Annotated in this window: 18 protein-coding genes; 13 read left to right on the top strand and 5 right to left on the bottom strand. The window is 61.7% G+C overall.

Annotated features, from left to right (window positions below):
• Position 1: 1 nt before the first annotated feature.
• The 10 genes from ACODS4_RS03725 to ACODS4_RS03680 all read left to right on the top strand — a co-directional run bounded on the left by ACODS4_RS03725 (position 2) and on the right by ACODS4_RS03680 (position 11,037).
• Positions 2 to 271: a phosphopantetheine-binding protein gene (locus ACODS4_RS03725; RefSeq protein WP_488860844.1), complete on the top strand. Its 270-nt coding sequence runs from the start codon at positions 2 to 4 to the stop codon at positions 269 to 271.
• Positions 271 to 1,809, top strand: a complete 1,539-nt coding sequence (locus ACODS4_RS03720; protein ID WP_488860842.1) for an AMP-binding protein — start codon at positions 271 to 273, stop codon at positions 1,807 to 1,809. Before ACODS4_RS03725 ends, ACODS4_RS03720 begins: the two co-directional genes overlap by 1 nt.
• A gap of 15 nt (positions 1,810 to 1,824) precedes the next feature.
• Positions 1,825 to 3,198 carry a cytochrome P450 gene (locus ACODS4_RS03715; protein ID WP_488860840.1) on the top strand — a complete coding sequence of 458 codons (1,374 nt, stop codon included), beginning with the start codon at positions 1,825 to 1,827 and terminating at the stop codon, positions 3,196 to 3,198.
• Positions 3,191 to 4,738 (top strand): AMP-binding protein, encoded by a 1,548-nt coding sequence (locus ACODS4_RS03710; RefSeq protein ID WP_488860838.1) that lies wholly within the window; start codon positions 3,191 to 3,193, stop codon positions 4,736 to 4,738. The genes ACODS4_RS03715 and ACODS4_RS03710 overlap by 8 nt, the downstream gene beginning before the upstream one ends.
• A 174-nt stretch (positions 4,739 to 4,912) precedes the next feature.
• Positions 4,913 to 5,617 carry a hypothetical protein gene (locus ACODS4_RS03705; RefSeq protein ID WP_488860836.1) on the top strand — a complete coding sequence of 235 codons (705 nt, stop codon included), beginning with the start codon at positions 4,913 to 4,915 and terminating at the stop codon, positions 5,615 to 5,617.
• 142 nt (positions 5,618 to 5,759) lie between these two features.
• Positions 5,760 to 6,788, top strand: coding sequence for a sigma-54 interaction domain-containing protein (locus tag ACODS4_RS03700; protein ID WP_488860834.1), 1,029 nt, complete (start codon positions 5,760 to 5,762; stop codon positions 6,786 to 6,788).
• A 412-nt stretch (positions 6,789 to 7,200) separates the two neighbouring features.
• The gene (locus ACODS4_RS03695) at positions 7,201 to 8,274 is read left to right on the top strand and encodes a helix-turn-helix domain-containing protein (RefSeq protein ID WP_488860832.1); all 1,074 of its coding nucleotides are present in this window, start codon (positions 7,201 to 7,203) and stop codon (positions 8,272 to 8,274) included.
• A 146-nt stretch (positions 8,275 to 8,420) separates the two neighbouring features.
• Positions 8,421 to 9,290, top strand: coding sequence for a branched-chain amino acid ABC transporter permease (locus ACODS4_RS03690; RefSeq protein ID WP_488860830.1), 870 nt, complete (start codon positions 8,421 to 8,423; stop codon positions 9,288 to 9,290).
• Entirely contained in the window at positions 9,287 to 10,312 is a 1,026-nt protein-coding gene (locus ACODS4_RS03685; protein ID WP_488860829.1) for a branched-chain amino acid ABC transporter permease, read from the top strand. The genes ACODS4_RS03690 and ACODS4_RS03685 overlap by 4 nt, the downstream gene beginning before the upstream one ends.
• Positions 10,309 to 11,037 (top strand): ABC transporter ATP-binding protein, encoded by a 729-nt coding sequence (locus ACODS4_RS03680; protein WP_298364752.1) that lies wholly within the window; start codon positions 10,309 to 10,311, stop codon positions 11,035 to 11,037. Before ACODS4_RS03685 ends, ACODS4_RS03680 begins: the two co-directional genes overlap by 4 nt.
• A gap of 13 nt (positions 11,038 to 11,050) precedes the next feature.
• On the opposite strand, the gene rodA is transcribed toward ACODS4_RS03680, so the two are convergent.
• The 3 genes from rodA to ACODS4_RS03665 all read right to left on the bottom strand — a co-directional run bounded on the left by rodA (position 11,051) and on the right by ACODS4_RS03665 (position 14,283).
• Complete coding sequence (gene rodA, locus ACODS4_RS03675; protein ID WP_488860828.1) at positions 11,051 to 12,223, bottom strand: rod shape-determining protein RodA; 1,173 nt, start codon at positions 12,221 to 12,223, stop codon at positions 11,051 to 11,053.
• Between the two features lie 147 nt (positions 12,224 to 12,370).
• Positions 12,371 to 13,534 (bottom strand): GGDEF domain-containing protein, encoded by a 1,164-nt coding sequence (locus tag ACODS4_RS03670; protein ID WP_488860827.1) that lies wholly within the window; start codon positions 13,532 to 13,534, stop codon positions 12,371 to 12,373.
• Positions 13,535 to 13,653: 119 nt separating this feature from the next.
• Positions 13,654 to 14,283, bottom strand: a complete 630-nt coding sequence (locus ACODS4_RS03665; RefSeq protein ID WP_488860826.1) for a TetR/AcrR family transcriptional regulator — start codon at positions 14,281 to 14,283, stop codon at positions 13,654 to 13,656.
• 213 nt (positions 14,284 to 14,496) lie between these two features.
• Here ACODS4_RS03665 and ACODS4_RS03660 point away from each other — a divergent pair, with 213 nt between their 5' ends.
• From ACODS4_RS03660 to ACODS4_RS03650, 3 genes are all read left to right on the top strand, one after another.
• Entirely contained in the window at positions 14,497 to 15,606 is a 1,110-nt protein-coding gene (locus ACODS4_RS03660; RefSeq protein WP_488860824.1) for an HlyD family secretion protein, read from the top strand.
• Between the two features lie 31 nt (positions 15,607 to 15,637).
• On the top strand, positions 15,638 to 17,206 hold the full coding sequence (locus ACODS4_RS03655) for a DHA2 family efflux MFS transporter permease subunit (protein ID WP_488860822.1): 1,569 nt from the start codon (positions 15,638 to 15,640) through the stop codon (positions 17,204 to 17,206).
• 85 nt (positions 17,207 to 17,291) lie between these two features.
• The gene (locus tag ACODS4_RS03650) at positions 17,292 to 17,801 is read left to right on the top strand and encodes a hypothetical protein (RefSeq protein ID WP_488860820.1); all 510 of its coding nucleotides are present in this window, start codon (positions 17,292 to 17,294) and stop codon (positions 17,799 to 17,801) included.
• A gap of 54 nt (positions 17,802 to 17,855) precedes the next feature.
• On the opposite strand, the gene ACODS4_RS03645 is transcribed toward ACODS4_RS03650, so the two are convergent.
• A complete protein-coding gene (locus ACODS4_RS03645) occupies positions 17,856 to 19,076 on the bottom strand; it encodes an E22 family MetX-like putative esterase (protein WP_488860818.1) in 1,221 nt (406 codons plus the stop codon).
• An 83-nt stretch (positions 19,077 to 19,159) separates the two neighbouring features.
• Positions 19,160 to 19,480, bottom strand: a complete 321-nt coding sequence (locus tag ACODS4_RS03640; RefSeq protein WP_488860816.1) for a heavy metal-binding domain-containing protein — start codon at positions 19,478 to 19,480, stop codon at positions 19,160 to 19,162.
• Between the last annotated feature and the right edge of the window lie 7 nt (positions 19,481 to 19,487).

Below are 19,487 nucleotides of genomic sequence, written 5' to 3'. Positions count from 1 at the left end.
TATGACGACCTATGTGAACGAAGTGATCGATGCCATCCGCCAGGTCATGGACATCGACGACAGCCATGCCATCACCGAAGAGACCTTCCTGGTCGAGGATCTTGGCTTTGACAGTGGGCTGTATCTCGATCTCAACTTGATGCTTGAGGAGACGGTTGAGGGGCTCAGAATGGACCCTTCACGCATGCAGTCCGAAGATTTCCGCACCGTTCGCACAATCGCCGCCCATGTCGGCAAATGCATGTCCGAGACCGAAAAGGCTTTGGCGTGATGGCGGGCGCCCACGCCGCCCTTCTGGACTGCTTTCACGCATTCGCCGGGACGGAAAGCCCAGCTTGGCGTCATGCCGATGGAGATCTGTCCTTCGACGACCTTCACCGGGAAGCGAGCCGCCTCGCGAACCGGATATCCGGTCGATGGAAGGGAGACCGCAGCCCTATCCTGATTTTGGCGCACAAGGATCGCCGCTTCCCCATCGCCTATTGGGCGGCGCTCCTCCTTGGCCGCCCCATCGTGCCGGTCGAACCCGACACGCCGGTCCAGCGCATCGCGGAGATCGCGGCCCACTGTGCGGCCGGCCTGCTTCTTGTCGCCACGGAACCTCGATCCACCCGGCCAAAACTTCACTGTAGCGTTCTGATGGTGCCGCAGCCGTCGGAACAGGCGGCGCCAGCACCCGTGAGTCCGCCCCATGTCGAAGATCGGGACGTCTGCTACATCATGTTCTCTTCAGGCACGACGGGAGCCGCAAAAGGCATCCAGATCAGCTATGACAATTTGCAGGATTTTGTCGCCTGGCTCATCACGTTGCGCGAAACATTGGGGACGCCCGCCGCCGTCACCGGCAATGTCCGCCATTGCTTCGATGTATCGCTTTTTGAACTCTGGCTGTCCTGGACGACGCTGATACCTCTGTGCACGTTGGATCATCGCGATTTCGCGGATCCCGCTTCGCATATCGCGCGCTTGCGGTCCGACAAGGTTGGCTGGTGGGTCTCGACCCCTTCGGTGATCCGCTATTATCTGAAGGCTCCCCAATTCAAGGCGGACACGCTTCCCGACCTGGCGGTTTTCCTCTTTTGCGGCGAGGTCTTGCCCAAAGACACCGTGTCCAGGATCTGGGAGCGGTTTCCCGGCGCCCGCATCTACAACACCTATGGTCCAACCGAATGCACCGTCGCCGTTACCGGCGTGGAGATCACCCCGGCTCATTTGGCATCCGATGACGCGATCCCCATCGGCCAGCCCCGCATGGGCACATGGCTGCAACTCGCAATTGATGGCCATGCCCGGCCTGACGGTGAAGGTGGAGAAATTCTGATCTGCGGCCGAGCGGTGGGGCTTGGCTACATCGGCTTGCCCGAACGCCAGAACCGCGCCTTTCCCACGGCGAACGCCTATCTCACCGGCGACCAGGGGCATGTCGATCGTTTTGGTGTCTGGCACTTCCACGGCCGCCTCGACCGGGAGGTCAAGGTGCAGGGTGTCCGCATCGATCTCAACGCCATTGAAGGTTTCATCCGGTCGCTGCCTGGTGTGGAGGACGCCATCGTCGATGTCTTCGCCATCCGTGGCGAGGCGCGCGGGTTGGACGCCTTCGTCGTCGGACCGACCAGCAAAAGCGACCTGGCCGAGCTTGCCTCCGCGTTGGCCAGGCGCCTGCCGGCCGCCTATCTGCCCCGCCGCTGGTACGGCGGGCTGCCGCAGCCACTCAATCTGAACGGAAAGCTTGACCGAACCCGTTTGCGCGCCTTGGCCGAAACCAACTCCATGCTTCACATCCATGCCGGTGGCGAGGCTTCGCTCTGAAGGAGAACCTGCCCCATGCAACCATCTCCAGCCTGCCCGGTGTTCGAGGTCGCGGGCGCCGCCGCAGCCGGCGGACTGCTGCGCCTCAGCGAACAGGGCGCTCGCCGTTTTGGTGATGTTTTCCGGCTGCGCTTCGAGGATGGCTCCGAAACCCTTCTCCTTGCCGCCGCCGAACATGTCGGCCAATGGCAAGGCCAGAGCGACGCCTTTGTGAAAGACTTCGATCGCCTGCCGACTTCCGCCGCCCTTACCCGCCTCTTGCTTGGTCCCTCCTTGCTCACCGCCCGCCAAGGTGAGGAATGGAGCGCCATGCGCCGACAAATGACCACGCTGACGCGTCTGGCCAGCCCTTGGTTCACGCGATGCCTCGCTTCGGCAACACGGATGCTCGTGGAGGAGATCGAATCGCGAAGCGGCGACCCGCGCGGGGTTCCGCTCATGCCGCTTGCCATCGACTGGGCGGTTCGCAGCGTCTGCGGCCCGATCCTCGGTCCTGATGTTCCCCATTCGGCGGCGGTCGATCTTGTGGAAAGCCTGCAATCCTGCTTTCTCGTCATGGCCCGTCTCTCCAGCGCCAAGGCGGAGGATTATCTCGTCCTGCCGCAGTTCGCCGAGGCCAAGGCGAAGATCGATCAGGTGCTGACGGCGACCATGGCGGGCGCCCGAACTGGCGGCGACACGATCGCGGCCGCCTGCCTGTCGGCCTTGCCCTCGGGCCTTGGCGAGCATGAACAAAAGGATGCGGTCGGCTCCGTGGTGATCGGCCTCATCGCCGCCAGTCTTCACATCAATGCCCTTGCCTTGGTGTGGACCGTGGCGAATCTGGCGCGCGATCAAATGCTTGCGGCGCGGATAGCCGACGAAAGCGCCGGGTCCGGTCTTGCCGCGACCGATCAAGTGACCAAGACCCCGGTCGCCTTTGCAGCCGTGCGGGAAACCCAACGTCTCTACCCGGCCTTGCCTTTCATCGAGCGTCGGCTGGTGCGCGACATGGCGTTCGGTGGCTGTTCGGCGCCGGCCGGTACGATGGTGCTCTTCGCCAATTGGCTGATCCATCGTGACCCGCGCTATTGGACGGAACCGAAATCGTTCAATCCCGACCGTTTCCTCCCGCGCGCCAGCCAAGTGCCGAACAGCTATTTCCCGTTTGGCGTGGGTCCTCGCACATGTTCGGGCATGAATCTCGTCTTTCAGCAGATGACCTTCGCGACACGTGCGCTGCTATCCCGCTTCGACCTCGCGCTGGCGGATGGAACACGACCTGGAGACCTGACGCCGATCATGCGGGTCAACCTGGAACCACGCGGAGAGATACGGGTGCAGGTCCGTCCACGCCGCCACCGCCCTAGCCTGGCCCGGCAAATCGATGAAGGAACCGTCCATGCTTGAAAGCTTGTTCCAGCCAGTGTTCGACACAATTGGATCGGCTCCCGACGCTCCCGCGCTGGTGATGCCCGACGCCCATTGGACATACGGCCAGCTTGGCGCGGAGATCCTTCGCTTCCTCACCGTTCTTCGTGATCTTCCGGATGGGATCATGCTCATTCACGGTCACAAGGAACCGGAGGCCGTGGCCGCCATGCTGGCGGCCATCTGGTTGGGGCGTGGCTATGTCTTTGCCGACGCCTCCAGCCCAGCCACCCGTCTAAACAGCATCGCCCGCACCGCCTCAGCCACCTTTGCTCTGGCCGTCGGCTCCGGGCGCCCGGATCTTCCGATCCCCACCTTGCACAGTCGCGAGATCACACCCGCTCAGACTGCGCCGCTTCGGAAGTTCGGACCAATGCCTCCTGTGCGGGGTGACGGCCTGCTCTGTCTCACCATGACATCGGGAAGCACCGGCACGCCGAAAGGGGTGCAGATCAGCCGCAGCAACTTCGCGAGCTTCCTCGGTTGGTTCGGACCGCTCTGCGATGGGTGCGCGGGGCATGGAGGAGGCCATGTCAACCATGCGAATTTCGCTTTCGACATGTCGGCGAGCGATCTTTGGCCAGCCTTGCGCGGAGGGCGTCCGGTCTATCTTCTCGACCACCGCAACAACGTCAACGCACGGGCGACCTTGCGCCACCTTTCCAGAGACATCGGCATGCCGGAGGTCGGACCGGGAAGCTGGACCTCCACTCCGGCATTCCTTTCGATGATGCTCGCCGACCCGGCTTTCTGCGCGCGCGAACTGCCGCGCCTCAAAACCTTCTTCGTTGGTGGCGAGCAAGTCAATCGCAGCACTCTGGCTCTGCTTCGCGAACGCTTTCCCGATGCCGAGCTGTTGCATGGCTACGGCCCATCCGAAGCAACCTGCGTCACCCATTGCCTTGCCCTGAACCAGGACCAGCTTGTCGGCGCTGGCCCATTGCCGCTCGGCACGGCGCAAGGCGGCATGGCGGTCCGCATCCTGGATGAGACGGGGAAAGCTCTCGCCCCCGGTTTGGTTGGCGAGATCGAGCTCATCGGTCCCCAGATTTCGCCAGGTTATCTCCCTGTCCTCCATCCCGGCAACGGGTCGGCCTTCACAGGAACCACCTCGACACCGAACCTGCGCGCTTATCGCACCGGCGACTATGGCTGGCTCGATGCGACTGGTGGTCTCTTCGTCGAAGGACGTCGCGACGGCCAGATCAAGTGGAAAGGCAACCGTATCGAGTGCGGTGAGATCGAGCGCGTGGCGATGGAATGCGCGGGGGTCGAGAACGCGGCTCTCCTCGTCGATCGTGACGAGGGCAATCAGGTTCGCTCGCTTCGCTTGGTCGTCCAGTCGTCACGGCGGTCGCCTGGCCTTGACGCCGAGGTCGCCGCCCATCTCAAAGCCAAGCTTCCCCCGGCGTTCTGCCCCCGTTCAGTGCATGCAATGGATGCGTTGCCGTTGACGCAGGCGGGCAAGGTCGACCGCCAGCGTCTGGCCCGCCTCTTCACCCGCGAGCCGATCCACTGATTTCCCGGCAGGCCCCCAGGGAGCAGGGTCCCCGCAGACAGTTGGCCTTTCGTTTGGCAGTCCTCGAAGGTCCTTGAACGCGTATTAGGACGGACAAGAACCGGATCACGGTCGAATGTGACCGCAAAGTCAGAGAGCTTGAGGTCAGTTGATCCGCCACCCAGGAGCCCGTCCATGTCGCTCGCCCGACTTTTCATGGTTCTTTGCATGATCCTTTCCCCCTTGCCAGTTTTCGCCACCGGTGGGAGCGCCGATGGGAAGCTGGACCTGTCCGCCGTCAAGAACGTCCGCGTGATCGGAGAGCCCGGCAGCGTCGTTCTGACCACCCGAACCGATATCCCGTTCGTCGGCACGATCAACCAGCGCCACCAAGGCTGGATCGGACAGATGTTGTCGCTTTGGAGTTATGGCGAATGCACGACAACCAGCAGCATGCGGCTTGAAGGCGACACGCTCACCGTAACGGTCGCCTCCAGCAATCTGTCAAGCTGCCACGTCGTCGTCACCGTCAATGTTCGCCAAGGCAGCAGCATAACCATCGAGCAACCGGCGGCGGAGGTCGATCTGAAGGGCATCTTTGATCAAGTGAAGCTGAAGAGTGAAGCTGTAAATTTCAGCCTGTCAGGTGAAGCGCGCGATATCGATCTGAAAGCAAACGCTCTCAAAGCCAAAATATCGTATGATAATGTGAAAGGCAATGAGACCATATTAATCGACGCAAAACTCACCGAGGTTGATGTGCATTTCGTCAAGGTCGATGCCATCAGCTATCGGATCGACGCCGACGCGGCAATGACCAATAGCCGCTATCCCAACACACAGGGAGCAAAGCCCGACATCCGGGTCGCCGCCGAAAAGGCCAAGGTCAACATCGACTGACCAGCCGGTCGTCACCGGGCATCGACGGCTGAACAGGCGCTCATCGCATCAAACGACGCCCGCATCGCGACATTAGAGATTTCCCAATCGAATATTTTAGGCTGAGCAGGCGTGTCGCTTTTTCAGCCAGGGAGGGTGAGGGATGCCGGAGCAGAAAGTTGCAACTTTACCGGAACGCGAACCGATCATCGGAAAATCCAAGGTCATGCGCGAGATCATGGATGGTATTGAACAGATCGCTCAAAGCGATGCCAATGTTCTTCTCACGGGAGAGAATGGCACCGGTAAAACGGAAATGGCCGCACTTCTGCACCGAAAATCACGCCGGGCCGCCAAACGTTTTGTCTCTGTCAACATGGGAGCGATTCCAGAGGCCGTTTTCGAGAGCGAATTCTTCGGCCATGTCCGAGGAGCGTTTACAGACGCCAAAGGCGACAGAGTCGGACGAGTCGAGCTTGCCCATGAAGGCACTCTTTTCATGGACGAAATCTCAAACACCCCCCTGGTGCAGCAGGCGAAACTGTTGCGCCTGCTGGACCGGAAGGAGTTCGAGCGTATCGGGTCCTCCCAGACCGAGGCTGCGGATCTGCGCTTTATTGGCGCCACCAATGCGGACCTTGCCGCTCTGGTGCGTGACAACCGGTTCCGCCTCGATCTTCTCTTCCGCATCAACACGATCGAGATCAAGCTCCCGCCCTTGAGAGAACGCAACGACGATCTTCCGCTTCTGGCGGATCATTTCCTGCGCCGGTTTGCTCTCAAGTACCGTAAGCCGAGGCTTGAACTGCATCGCTCCGCAATCGAGGCCATTCTCACCCATTCATGGCCAGGCAACATCCGCGAATTATCGAACGTGATGGAAAGAGCCGTCGTCCTGTGCAAGGACTGCGGTATTCGTGCCTCGGATCTGAATCTGCGAATCCTGGAGCAACCGTTGCGCGACCGAAACCACCCTTCTCCGCTGGAGGACGATTTGGGGTGCGATCCACGTCATGCCACCCTTGACGAGATCGAGGATGGCATTGTCCGTCGGCGGCTCGCGGATTTCGACAATGACGTTATCAAGACGGCCAGCAGTCTTGGCATCAGCCGTAGCGCGCTCTATCGTCGCCTGCAGAAAACCCGCGACAAGCATCAAGTCGGCAATCATGCGCTGCTTTTTACGGTCTGACGCCCAGAATTTGAGAAGGCGAGCAGGCTGTCGAGCGCAAGGTTTCCATGTGCCAAGCTTTGCGCTCACCCTCATTTGACCGAGACGGCGCAGCTTGCGCTGATGCGTAACCATGCGCCGTTCGCCCGGTCATCATACCCCACCAATTTGAGACACGATGCGAAAGGGCCTATGCGCCATACAGCGGAAGCGGTTGAACGATTATCAATGCCGGAATGAGCAACTGGAAATCGCCACCGGGAAGCGGTATGATTTCATGGATGGCATATCAATGAAATGTTCTTAAATCAAATGCAATCAATAATTGAATAAAGGAGTGTGATTTTTAATCGATGGCCCGACTGAAGGGAAATGAGCAGGAATAGGGAACTTTCTAGCATTCTCCTCATGCAACAAGATGAGTTGGTCCAATATGATCTTTATCCCTCTTCCTTTTGTTGTCACTATTCTCATTTCCATACTAATAGTGCGCGTCGTTAAGCAGGATCGGTCGCGGACATTGGAAGAAATTCTATTTATTTTCCTTCTGGTTTGTTTTGCGATTCAATCTTTTATCCTCGGATTGCGCTGGGGCTATGGCATAACGAAGGTATTGCCCTATCAGGCGACGCTTGCGGCATTGGTCGCTACACTCTCGTGGCTATCCTTCAAAAGCCTGACAGTTGAAAATCTTCTGCGTCAGCGTCGTTTGTTGGGATTCCATCTGATACCCACATTGATGGTTGTCACCGAATTGATAATTTGGCCGGACCTTGTTGGTGGGACACTGATACTTGTTTTCCTTGGTTATGGTTTCGCACTTTCCAGAATTGCTTGGATCGGTCCAGACGCTTTGCTGTCGACCAGATTGGATGGAGCGCTTCTATCCTATCGTTCCCTGCAAATAACCTCGATCGTCGTCCTGGCCTCGGCGTTCACCGACATCCTGATTAGTCTGGACGCTGTCTATGGCAGCGGCTTTCACGCAGCGACAATGGTTGCGGTCGCAAACGCGGTTGCTTTGCTGCTACTCGGTTGGGCTGCCTCGGTTGCCATCAGTGGCCAAGCGGCTCCCATTATGGAGGACGAAGAGCCGGACGATGGCGCGACGCCGCTTGAAACAAATGGAGAGGATTCGATCGTTGCGCTTGCCGTTGAAACAGCCATGCGGGAAAAAAAATATTATAAGGAGGTCGATCTTAACCTTACGCGATTGTCTCGCAAGCTGCATATCCCGGCGCGGCGGATTTCCGAAGCAATCAATCGCATCCACGGCAAAAGCGTATCTCAATATGTGAATGAATTTCGGGTTGGCGAGGCCTGTCACCTGTTGGAAGAATCCGACATGCTGGTCAGCCAGATCATGTTTGAATCGGGTTTCCAAACAAAATCAAACTTCAACCGTGAGTTTCTGCGGGTGACTGGATTGTCGCCACGCCAATTCCGTACCGAGAGATCTTCCAACAGCCACCATCACAATGCTGATGCTGATGCTGAAGAGGTGTGAACCGCAGTTGACGTTGTTGTCTCGGAAGGCTCTCCACTTTTCCAGGAAAACTCCAGGCCCCTGCGCCGCCGCCGCGATCTTCTCTTGCTTGGCGCCGACAGGGCTGGTACGCCGCAACGGCTTCATCGACGTCCGCGCGGTTCCGCATGCCCATCGACTATTACCTCAACATCGCCGCCTCGGGTCTGCTGACCGGCCTTCTCTATGGGCTGGCGGCGTTGGGACTGTCGGTGATTTTCGGCGTCGTCCGCGTCGTCAATTTCGCCCATGGCGAAATGATGGTGGCGGGGATGTATGGCGCGGTGCTGCTGGCGGGGTACGCCGGGTTGGACCCGCTGCTGTCGGCCCCCATCGTCGCCGCCGTTCTGTTCGTCTGCGGCTGGGGCTTGCAACGCGGGCTGGTCAACCGCTTCGTCGAGCGGCCCGAGCACATGCAGTTCATTCTGCTGCTGGGCGTCGCCACCATTCTGGTCAACGCCATGCTGATGCTGTTCGGGCCGGATTCCCGCAACGTCGCCGTGCCCTATGGCTTTGACACGCTGGAGCTTGGCCCGCTGCTGCTGGACGAGGTGCGCGTGCGCGCCGGGGCGGCGGCGATTGTGATCGCGGCGGGTCTGTTCGCCTTTTTCCGCTTCACCCGCACCGGCAAGGCCATCCGCGCCTGCGCCGACAACCCGTTGGGCGCGCGCGTCGTCGGTTTGAACATCGACGGGCTTTACGCGCTGACCTTCGGCATCGGCGCGGCGGTGGTCGGGGCGGCGGGGGCGCTGATGACCCTGCTGGTGGACGCCCGCCCGCAACTGGCCCCGGAATACACGCTGTTGAGCTTCATCATCGTCATCGTCGGCGGGCTGGGCAGCCTGCCCGGCGCGCTGTTGGGCGGGGTGCTGATCGGCTTGTCGGAAACGCTGGCGGGCTTTCTGCTGACGCCGTCGCTGAAATCCCTGTTCAGCTACGCGGTGCTGATTTTGGTGTTGCTGCTGCGCCCGCAAGGGCTGTTGGGGAAACGGTCATGACGATCCTGGGATTGCGCAACGCCTGGGGCGTGACCGGGCGCGGGGCGGCGCTGCTGGCGCTCAGCGGGCTGGCGCTGCTGCTGGCCCCGCTGGTGGCCGACCGCTATCTGGTGTCGGTGCTGACCACGGTGCTGTGGTTCGCCTATGTCGGGCAGGCGTGGAACGTGATGATGGGCTTTTCCGGCCTGTTGTCGCTCGGCCACGCGCTCTATGTCGGGTTGGGGGCCTACGCCAGCGCCGCGCTGTTCATCCATTTCGGCGTCGGTCCGTGGGCGGGCGCGTTTCTGGCCATGCTGGTCGCCGTCGCGGCGGGCTGCGGCATCGGCTTTCTCGGTTTCCGCTTCGGCGTCAAGGGCGTGCATTTCGCCCTGCTGACCATCGCCTTCGCCGAGGTGGCGCGGGTCGGTTTCGACCACATGCAATGGCTGGGCGGATCGGGCGGTTTCTTCCTGCCGGTCGAGGCCGGGGTGAGCGACCCGCTGAATCTGCGCGGCTCGCCGACCCTGTTCTATTACGTCATCCTCGCCCTGGTGCTGGCGGCGTTGGCGATCTCGCGCCTGCTGCTGCACAGCCGCCTGGGCTATCAATGGCTGGCGGTGCGCGAGGACGCGGAGGCGGCGGAGGCTGTCGGCGTCGATCTGTTCCACGCCCGCATGACCGCCGTCGCCGTCTCCTCGGCGTTGACTGCGCTGGGCGGGGTGTTCCAGGCCTTCTATTTCAACAATCTGTTCCCCGAACAGGTGTTCTCGATGGGTCGCTCCATCGAAATCATCCTGCCCGCCATCGTCGGCGGCATCGGCACCTTGATCGGCCCGATCCTCGGCGCCTTCATCCTGACGCCGCTGGGCGAGGGGTTGACCTTCCTTCTGGAGGTGAGCGGGTGGGAGTTGCCGGGGCTGAAGCAACTGTTCTACGGCGTCGCGCTGGTGGTCATCGTCGTGTTCCGCCCGGACGGCGTTTGGCCCTGGCTGGCCAGCCGTTTGGGGCTGGTCCGCGCGAGCGGGGAGGGGGACGAGCGATGAGCGACGCGCTGCTGACCGTCGACAATCTGTCCAAGCGCTTTCGCGGCCTGAAGGCGGTGTCGAACCTCACCTTCACCGTGCCGGAAGGGCGCATTCTGGCCCTGATCGGCCCGAACGGGGCGGGCAAGACCACCAGCTTCAACCTGATCGCCGGGGTGTTCCCGCCCGACGAAGGGACCGTCACCCTGAAGGGGCAGCGCTTGACCGGGCTGAAGCCCAACCGGGTTTGCGCCGCCGGGATTGGCCGGACCTTTCAGATCGTCAAACCCTTCGGTCACTTGACGGTCGAAGAGAATGTGGTGGTCGGCGCGCTGGCCCGCGAACGCTCGGTCGAAACGGCCCGGCGGCAGGCACGCGCCCTGTTGGAGCGGTTGGAGTTGGCCGATCAAGCCCAGCGCCCGGCCCGCAGCCTGACCTTGCCCGATCGCAAGCGGCTGGAGGTGGCCCGCGCGCTGGCCACCCGTCCGACCCTGCTGTTGCTGGACGAGGTGCTGGCGGGGCTGCGACCGACCGAGGTGGACCGCATGGTCGAGGTTCTGCGCGACCTGAACCGGCGCGAAGGTCTGACCATCCTGATGATCGAGCATGTGATGCGCGCCGTCATGGCGCTGTCCGACCGGGTGGTGGTGCTCGACCATGGCGAAAAGATCGCCGACGGCTCCCCAGCGGAGATCGTCGCCGATCCCCGCGTCATCGAATCCTACCTCGGCGCCGAAGAGGCGTGAGCGGGCAGGGGCGTCACAAATCCGTGACGCCGCTTTTCGGAATCCGCACCTCGCGGTGGACCGACATACTCAGCAGCAGGCCGACGCCGATCATCAGCGTCATCATCGCCGACCCGCCATAGGACACCAGCGGCAGCGGAATGCCGACGACCGGAATCAGCCCCATCACCATCGACACGTTGACGATGACGTACAGAAAGAACTGCGTCGTCATGCCCACCGCCACCAACCGGGCGAACTGGCTGCGGCAGCTCAACGCGATCACCCAGCCGTAAATCAACAGGATGAGATACAGCGCCAGCAGGGCCACCGCCCCGGCCATGCCGAACTCCTCCGCCAACACGACGAAGATGAAGTCCGTGTGTTTTTCCGGCAGGAACATCAACTGGCTTTGCGAACCGGACATGAAGCCCTTGCCGAACAGCCCGCCCGATCCCAGCGCGATTTTCGATTGCAGGATGTTGTAACCGGCCCCCAGCGGATCGGTTTCCGGGTCGAGGAAGGTGTAGACCCGCTGCTTCTGGTAATCATGCAGGAATTCCCAGGCCACCGGAATCGCGCCCAGGCCGCCGCCGATCACCAGCAGGAATTTCCAGATGCGCACCCCGGCGGCGAAGAACATCGCGCCGCTGCCCATGATGAGCAGCAGGGACGTGCCCAAATTGGGCTGCATCAGCACGAAGGCCACCGGCGTGAACACCAGCAGCAACGGCGGAATCAGCAGCAAAGGCCGCCCGATCTGGTCCAGCGTGACGCCGTGAAAGTACCGCGCCAACGCCAAGGTCAGCGCCGGTTTCATCAATTCCGACGGTTGAAGCTGGAAAAAACCAAGATCGATCCAGCGCTGCGCGCCCATGCCGATGCGGCCCATCAATTCCACCGCGATCAACAGGCACAGCACCAGAAAGAAGATGATGTAGGCCGACTTCATCAGATGGCGGACGTCGATCAGGGCGATGGTCAGCATCAGCACGAAGCCGGGGATGGCGCGCACCAACTGCGGCTGCGCCCAGGGCTTCCAATGCCCACCGGCGGCGGAAAACAGCAGGGCGACGCCGACCGCCGTGATGATGGCGACCAGCAAAACCAGCCCCCAATTGATAAGCCGGACTTTGGTTCCAAGGGTGAGTTGGGAGCGTTGAGGCTCCAACCCGCCGGACCCGAGTGGAGAAAGGACCGCGACCATCTGCTCTGTTCGTCAAAAAACCCGGCGACGCCGTCCGGGCAGGCGCGGCGGATAATGCGGGAAGCCGCTGCGGGCGTAAAGCCGGGCCGTGCGGCGTCCTGCTTTTCTCACAAACCCCCGTCACGTCTGCCAAGCAAAGCAAGGGGGCTAGGCGGCGGCCTTGGCGAAATGGACCCGATTGCGGCCCCGATCCTTGGCCTCATACAGCGCGGCGTCGGATTGCTCGATCAAGCTTGCGAAGCTGTCATGATCGGGGGCAAGCGCGACGCCGCCAACGCTGCACGTCACCGCCAAGGCCTTTTCCGCGCCCAACACCCCAACGCTGCGCTCTATGTTGGCTCGCAGCCGCTCCGCAATCCGTTCACCAACCTCCAGGTCGCTTTCTGGCAGCAGAATGGCGAACTCCTCGCCACCCAAACGCCCGATGGAATCCTCCGGCCGGAGATTCGCGGCGCAGCAATCGGCGACCGCCTTAATCACCCGATCGCCAAAGGGATGCCCCGCCTGATCGTTGATCGCTTTGAAACGGTCGATGTCGATGATGAGCAAGGTCAGCGGCCGTCCATAGCGTTTGGCCCTGCGGAACTCAATCTCGGCCATTTCCAGGAAGCGGCGCCGGGTCAAAACCCCGGTCAGGCCATCGGTGTTGGCAAGGATTTGAAGTTCCTTGTTGAACTCGTCGCTGGCCATCAGCAGAAAAATGATGGCGCCGATGATGTTGCTGAGAAAAGTGACGGCATACACCCCACGTTCCACCCCATCGCTGATGACGAGGTTGTCCGATGGGCCGATCTGGGACAGGTTTGCCCAAATGCGCACCCCAAGCGTCAGAAAATTTACGAGAATCACCCCGCCGGACATGTAATGGGCGATCCCCCGACCTTGATAAAACCACAGAAGCTCAACCGCGATCACCAGCAGGAACACGGCGCCAACCACACTGGAGATGGCGCGGACAAGGTTCAGATCATCGGGGCTGACCCGCAAGGCCAGAAAGCAGACGACCGCCACCAGAACGCCCACGCTCGCCGTAAGACAACGCGGCGTCCGTTTGTTTTGCATGCGAAGAATGGCGACATAGTTCAAAGACAACGCCGCAGTGGCGAAACCATTGGCCACGGGCGCAAAAACTTCGGTGGGCATGCCATCGCGAAAGGCTGCGACCAGGAAGGCCGCCCCCAGCAGCAGTTTTGCGTAGGCGTAGGACTGAAGCGCATGCCGGATGTGGCGCGGATAGTTCAACGAGGCCAAAAGAACCGACGCGCCAACGGCAAGGCTGAGCGCCGCGATCATCTGAGCGATGACAATCATATCGACGTTCATGCGCCCTTCCAGCCAGACCGAGTACGCCCGTATGGCTGGAACGCTATCCGATGCAACCATCCATTACAAGACAGCCTTGTCGACCGCACAGACAGGACGTGATTCGATCAAGACATGGGCGGGGCGTAGCCCTTGACGAACAGATCGACGGCGGCGTCCACAAAACGTCGGATCGTGAGGTCGCTGGGCCGTTCGGTCAGGCACAGCAGAAGTTTCATGTGCAGATTGGCCTTGATGAGTCCGAAATATTGCTGAGTGGCCATGTCGATGTCGGGGATGGCCAACTCGCCCCGGCGATTGAGGGCGCTCAAATAATCGTTCACCCGACCAACCGTCAACGCCGGACCAGCCTCGTAAAAGGCGCGGGCCAGTTCAGGAAAACGATGCGCCTCGCCCAACACCACACGGTGGGCGGCCAGCGCCTTGGGTGACAGAACGAAGGTGACGAATTCCAGACCGATCATGCGCAGCCCTTCGGCGGCGGGCAGCGCCATCGCCTTGTCCCACACGTTGGCCAAGGCCGCGCTGGCGCACTCGCAAGCGACCATGGCGCGGAACAGTTCGTCCTTGCTGCCGAAATGGGCGTAAAGCGTCGCCTTGGAGACGTTGGCCTTCTTGGACACCGCGTCCATGCTGACCGCGCCATAGCCGTTTTCCAGAAACAGGGCGCCCGCCGCCGCCAGAATTTGGGCCGGTTTGGATCCCGCTTCGGGAGTGGGGGCAACCAGTTTGGTCATGCACGCCTCGTCTGTCACTATCCGCTTCGCCCCTACCGCGTTCCGCATCGGACGACAACCCCTCTTCTAAAAACTAAACCGTTCAGTTCGATCTTGACAAGACATAGGTGATCGCTCATCTTCCGACAAGACTAAACTGAACGGTTCAGTTTGAAGGCGCGACGGAACGTCGCGCGACAGCGCGAACCGGAACGGGTTCAAGGGATACAGGCAATGGCATCGGGCTTGCGGAAAATCATCCTGTCGGCTGTCGCGGTCGCGGCTTTGACCGGCGTCGGTTATGGCGGCTATGGCTGGTGGACGACGGGCCGGTTCATGGAATCGACCGACAACGCCTATGTGCAAAGCGACATCACCATCGTCAGCCCCAAGGTGTCCGCCTATGTGCGCGAAGTGCGCGCGGCGGAAAACCAGTTGGTGCGGGCGGGCGACGTGCTGGCCGTGCTCGACGATCATGATTTTCGCTCCAAGGTGCTGGAGTCCGAAGCGGCGGTGGCCGCGCAGAAGGCTGGGCTGGGCACGCTCGACAGCAAGTTGGAGCTGCAACGCGCCATCATCGACCAAGCCGCCGCCACACTGGCGAGCGCCGAGGCCGAACAGCGTCGCGCCCAGCAGGATTACGACCGCAACCGCTCGCTGGCCAACGACAGTTGGACCAGTCGGCAAAAGCTGGAAACATCGGACGCCGATCTGCGCAAGGCTGTGGCTCAGGTGGCCAAATCCCGCGCCGCTCTCGCCGCCGAAAACGACCAGGTCGCCGTTCTGCACGCCACCCGCGTCGAAACCGAAGCCCGATTGGCCCAAGCCGAAGCCGCTCTTGAGTCCGCCCGCAACGATTTGACCAACACCGTCATCCGCGCGGCGGTTGATGGCGTCGTCGGCAATCGCGGCGTCCAGGTCGGCCAATACGCTCGGCCCGGCGTGCAGTTGCTGGTTCTGGTGCCGCTGCCGGACGTCTATGTCGTGGCGAATTTCAAGGAAACCCAACTTGCCCACATGCGTCTGGGGCAAAGCGTGGCGGTGTCGGTTGACGCCTTCCCCGGCCAGACTTTGGAAGGCACGGTGGAAAGCTTCGCCCCGGCCTCGGGTTCCAAATTCTCCCTGCTGCCGCCGGAAAACGCGACGGGCAACTTCACCAAGATTGTCCAACGCGTGCCGGTGCGCATCGCCCTGCCGCGCGACAACCCCCTGTCCGGCCTGCTGCGTCCCGGCCTGTCGGTGACGGCGGAGGTGGACACGCGCGGCGGCGAGGCGACGCCGCACGCGGTGGCCGGTGGCGTCTTCGGCGCCTTGACCAGCAAGCAGGCCGTCGCCGCCAAGTGAGCCGACGGCGTTCGGGAGGGGGACTTTCACCATGACGACCAACTCGTCGGCGCTTTCGGCGCAGGGCATGCGGACCTTGACCGCACGCGACCGCATCGGCTTTTTCGCCATGGTGGTCGGCATGTTCATGGCCATCCTGGACATTCAGATCGTCTCCAGTTCCCTGTCGGAAATCCAGGCGGGCTTGGCGGCCAGCGCCGATGAGATTTCGTGGGTGCAGACCGCCTATCTGATCGCCGAGGTGGTGATGATCCCCCTGTCGGGGATTCTCTCGCGCATCCTGTCCACCCGCATCCTGTTCACCATCGCCGCCGCTGGCTTCACCCTGACCAGCGTGACCTGCGCCTTTTCCAGCGGCATCGAAGCGATGATTTTTTGGCGGGCCTTGCAGGGCTTCATCGGCGGGGCGATGATCCCCACCGTCTTCGCCACCAGCTTCGCCATTTTCCCGCCGGAAAAGCGGGCGGGCGTGTCGGTGATGATGGGGTTGGTCGCCACCATGGCCCCGACCATCGGCCCGACGCTGGGTGGTTGGCTGACGCAAAGCCTGTCCTGGCATTGGTTGTTTCTGGCCAACGTCGTGCCGGGAATCATCGTCACCTCGCTCGTCTGGTCCTTGGTCGATGTGGATCGCCCCAACCCGGAACTGCGCAAGGGGTTTGACTTTCTGGGCCTTGGCCTGATGGCCGCCTTCCTGGGCAGCCTTGAGTATGTGGTGGAGGAAGGGCCGCGCAACGATTGGTTCGCCGATGAAACCGTGGCGGGTTTGGCCGTGGTCGCCGTCGTCGGTGGAGTCGGGTTCTTCTGGCGGGTCTTGAGCTACCGCAACCCGGTTGTCGAGCTGCGCGCCTTCGCCGACCGGAATTTCGCCATCGGCTCGCTTTACAGCTTCCTTCTTGGCATTGGGCTGTACGGCTCAGTCTATCTCCAACCTTTGTTTCTGGCGCGGGTGCGCGGCTTCAACAGCCTGCAAATCGGCACCATCATGTTCGTGACCGGAATTTTCCAATTCCTGTCGGCCCCCATCGCCGGGGCGCTGTCGAAGAAGCTTGATTTGCGGCTCATGCTGGGCATTGGCTTGGTTCTGTTCGGCGCCGGCGTTTGGTTGAACAGCCATCTGACCAACCAGACCGGCTTTTGGGAGTTGTTTCTTCCGCAGGCGGTGCGCGGCATGTCCCTGATGATGTGCTTCATCCCGATCAACAGCATTGCTCTTGGCACTCTGTCGCCCGACAAGCTGAAGAACGCTTCCGGCTTGTACAACCTGATGCGCAATCTGGGCGGGGCCATCGGTTTGGCGGCGATCAACACCGTGATGATCGACCGGCTTGCCCTGCACACCAACCGCTTGGGCGACAACCTCAATCTCTCCCGCGCCGAGGTGCGGCAGACGCTGGACGGTCTGGCCGCCAGCTTCGACGGTTTGGTCGCCGACGCCAACCTCGCCGCCATGTCCAAGCTGGTCGGCATGATGCAGCGCGAAGCCTTGATCCTGACCTTCAACGATTGCCTGCTGCTGATGTCCGGCGTGTTCTTCGTCGCGTTGCTGTTCATGCCGTTGGTCCGCCGACCCGGCGCGCCGGTGGCCGCCGATCACTGAGGGGGCAGGTTGACAGCGGGATAGGCTGTAGCGTCCGGGTTGTGCTATAACGCGTCAATCACTGGTCTGCCCGTTCCTGGTTCCCATGAGCAAGCGTCAATACACACGAGCCGAAGTCAAAGAGCTGTTGGGCGCGCTGGAGCGCCAATGCCGCGACGCATCCAAACTGGCCGCATTGGCCGAAAAAGAGGCAAGCAAACACAGCTTTGGCGCCTACCGGGAATTTCGTGACAAGGTCGGCGAATTTCAGGCGCTGGTCATTCTGATCGAACAACGACTGCGCAATCTTGTCGACAACCGATCGGACGACTTGCGCGACCAGTTCGAGCGGCTGGACATGGTGATGCTGGCCTTGCTGGTGCGCGCCAGCATGCGTTTCTTCTTCGTGTTGTCGGCCAACGCGGTTTTGCCGATGGGCGCGCGCGAGATTTTCGTGGCGGAGTTGCGCAGCTTGCACGACGCCAGCGAAAAGCTTCAACGCCCCGGTTACGCCGGAAAGCTGGGGCCGGAGATGGAGCGCGATCTGGAAACCGCGTCGATGATCCTAGAAGAGATCATCGACAAGGCGCCCAGCCTGTTGAGCTTCAACGGCTGAGCGTCGTGTGACAAGCCGGAATCGGGGGCGTCGCCGCCCCCATTCCGCAAGCCGTCACTTGGCCAGGAATTTGGCGATGCTGTCGCCCGCCTTGGCGATGTTCGCCACGCCGTCCAGATGACCCAGAGTGGAGGTGATCGCCTCGGTGTACTCCACCGCGTTGCCCTGTTTTTCCAGCCGCTCTTTCAGGGGGCGCATGTTGCGGTCGGGGGCGAAGACCAGATCGTCGGCGGACGGAATCAGCAGGGTCGGGGCCTTCAGCTTGGCCAACCCCTCTTCCAGAGACGCGCCGTTGCCGATCACAAAGGTCTGGCTGGCCTTGACCAGATAGAGGAAGTGGTTGGCGTCGCTGACGGCGGCGCGTCCGGCGGCGGCCTTGTCCAGCCACGCTTCGATGGCGTACTGGTTGCCCAGCGCCGCGCGCGGATCCTTGCCCTCGTCCGCCCACTTGCGGCCAAACGCCGCGTCGGCCCATTTCCAATGACGCGCGTGCAGCGTGACCAGCTTCAGCGCCTCCGTCAGCCCGGCTTTCGGTTCCGTCTTGCCGTAATAATCGCCGTTGTTCCAATTGGGATCGAGCTTGATCGGCGCGGCCCACAGGTTCAACCAGCCGATCAGGAAGGGATCGGCCTCCGCCCCGCCGATGACGGCGATGACGCGCTTGACCATCTCGGGATAGGCGACGCCCCATTCCAGCGCCTGGAGCGACCCCATCGACCCGCCCATCACCGCCTGCACCCCGGTGACGCCGAGGCTGTCCAGCAAGCTTTTCTGAACATTGACGAAATCGCGGATGGTGACGACCGGGAAGGTCAGACCGTAAGGTTTTCCGGTGTCCGGGTTGACGCTGGCCGGGCCGGTGGTGATGACGGTCGGATCCTTGGGCGACAGATTGACCAAAGTGTCGGAGCTGATGATGAAATATTTGTCGGTGTCCAGCGGCTTGCCCGGCCCGACAATGCTGTCCCAATAGCCGGGCGCCGCGTCTTCGGCCTTGTATTTCCCGGCGGCGTGGCTGCTGCCGCTGAAGAAATGAGTCAGAAGAATGACGTTGTCTTTGGCGGCGTTCAGCTTGCCGTAGCTTTCCCAACCAATGCGGACATTCTTGATCGTGCCGCCGCCGGTGGTGGTGTAGAATGGCATTTCAAACAGCTTTTTCTCAACGACGCCATCCAGCGCCAAGGCCGGAGACGCCGCGAGCAACCCAAGGGCCAGCGCCGCCGCGCCAAACCGTCCCGCCCAACGACTGAAAGCACCGCAAGCTCCATCCCGCATAGGTCCGCCCTCCCGATTCATTTATAAATCGGGAGTTTACGGATGCCGATGCGTCTGTCCAGCGACGTTCCGTGACGGTCGCGTTACGTCAGACGAACCGCCGTGCCGTTGATCGACACCATCAACATGCCGTTTTCCTTGCCCAACACCTCGTAATCCAGATCGACGCCGACGATGGCGTCGGCCCCCAAGGCGCGCGCCGCGTCGGTCAGATCGGCGTAGGCGGCCTCGCGCGCTTCGCGCAGCGCGTCCTGATAGCCCCCAGCGCGTCCGCCGACGATGTCGCGCACCGAGGAAAACAGGTCGCGGAAGACGTTCACCCCCATGATCGCCTCGCCCGCGACCATGCCGAGATACTGCGTGATCGGACGCCCTTCGACCGAATCGGTGCTGGTGATAATCATGACGGCG

This window comes from Azospirillum sp. FG154, assembly GCF_057809575.1.
This window is presented reverse-complemented; position numbering and strand designations above follow the sequence as displayed.

Bases quoted from the DNA above. Each gene is read 5' to 3' on its own strand.
- ACODS4_RS03725 (WP_488860844.1), top strand. From the start codon at position 2: ATGACGACCTATGTGAACGAAGTGATCGATGCCATCCGCCAGGTCATG.
- ACODS4_RS03720 (WP_488860842.1), top strand. From the start codon at position 271: ATGGCGGGCGCCCACGCCGCCCTTCTGGACTGCTTTCACGCATTCGCC.
- ACODS4_RS03715 (WP_488860840.1), top strand. From the start codon at position 1,825: ATGCAACCATCTCCAGCCTGCCCGGTGTTCGAGGTCGCGGGCGCCGCC.
- ACODS4_RS03710 (WP_488860838.1), top strand. From the start codon at position 3,191: ATGCTTGAAAGCTTGTTCCAGCCAGTGTTCGACACAATTGGATCGGCT.
- ACODS4_RS03705 (WP_488860836.1), top strand. From the start codon at position 4,913: ATGTCGCTCGCCCGACTTTTCATGGTTCTTTGCATGATCCTTTCCCCC.
- ACODS4_RS03700 (WP_488860834.1), top strand. From the start codon at position 5,760: ATGCCGGAGCAGAAAGTTGCAACTTTACCGGAACGCGAACCGATCATC.
- ACODS4_RS03695 (WP_488860832.1), top strand. From the start codon at position 7,201: ATGATCTTTATCCCTCTTCCTTTTGTTGTCACTATTCTCATTTCCATA.
- ACODS4_RS03690 (WP_488860830.1), top strand. From the start codon at position 8,421: ATGCCCATCGACTATTACCTCAACATCGCCGCCTCGGGTCTGCTGACC.
- ACODS4_RS03685 (WP_488860829.1), top strand. From the start codon at position 9,287: ATGACGATCCTGGGATTGCGCAACGCCTGGGGCGTGACCGGGCGCGGG.
- ACODS4_RS03680 (WP_298364752.1), top strand. From the start codon at position 10,309: ATGAGCGACGCGCTGCTGACCGTCGACAATCTGTCCAAGCGCTTTCGC.
- rodA (WP_488860828.1), bottom strand. From the start codon at position 12,223: ATGGTCGCGGTCCTTTCTCCACTCGGGTCCGGCGGGTTGGAGCCTCAA.
- ACODS4_RS03670 (WP_488860827.1), bottom strand. From the start codon at position 13,534: ATGATTGTCATCGCTCAGATGATCGCGGCGCTCAGCCTTGCCGTTGGC.
- ACODS4_RS03665 (WP_488860826.1), bottom strand. From the start codon at position 14,283: ATGACCAAACTGGTTGCCCCCACTCCCGAAGCGGGATCCAAACCGGCC.
- ACODS4_RS03660 (WP_488860824.1), top strand. From the start codon at position 14,497: ATGGCATCGGGCTTGCGGAAAATCATCCTGTCGGCTGTCGCGGTCGCG.
- ACODS4_RS03655 (WP_488860822.1), top strand. From the start codon at position 15,638: ATGACGACCAACTCGTCGGCGCTTTCGGCGCAGGGCATGCGGACCTTG.
- ACODS4_RS03650 (WP_488860820.1), top strand. From the start codon at position 17,292: ATGAGCAAGCGTCAATACACACGAGCCGAAGTCAAAGAGCTGTTGGGC.
- ACODS4_RS03645 (WP_488860818.1), bottom strand. From the start codon at position 19,076: ATGCGGGATGGAGCTTGCGGTGCTTTCAGTCGTTGGGCGGGACGGTTT.
- ACODS4_RS03640 (WP_488860816.1), bottom strand. From the start codon at position 19,480: ATGATTATCACCAGCACCGATTCGGTCGAAGGGCGTCCGATCACGCAG.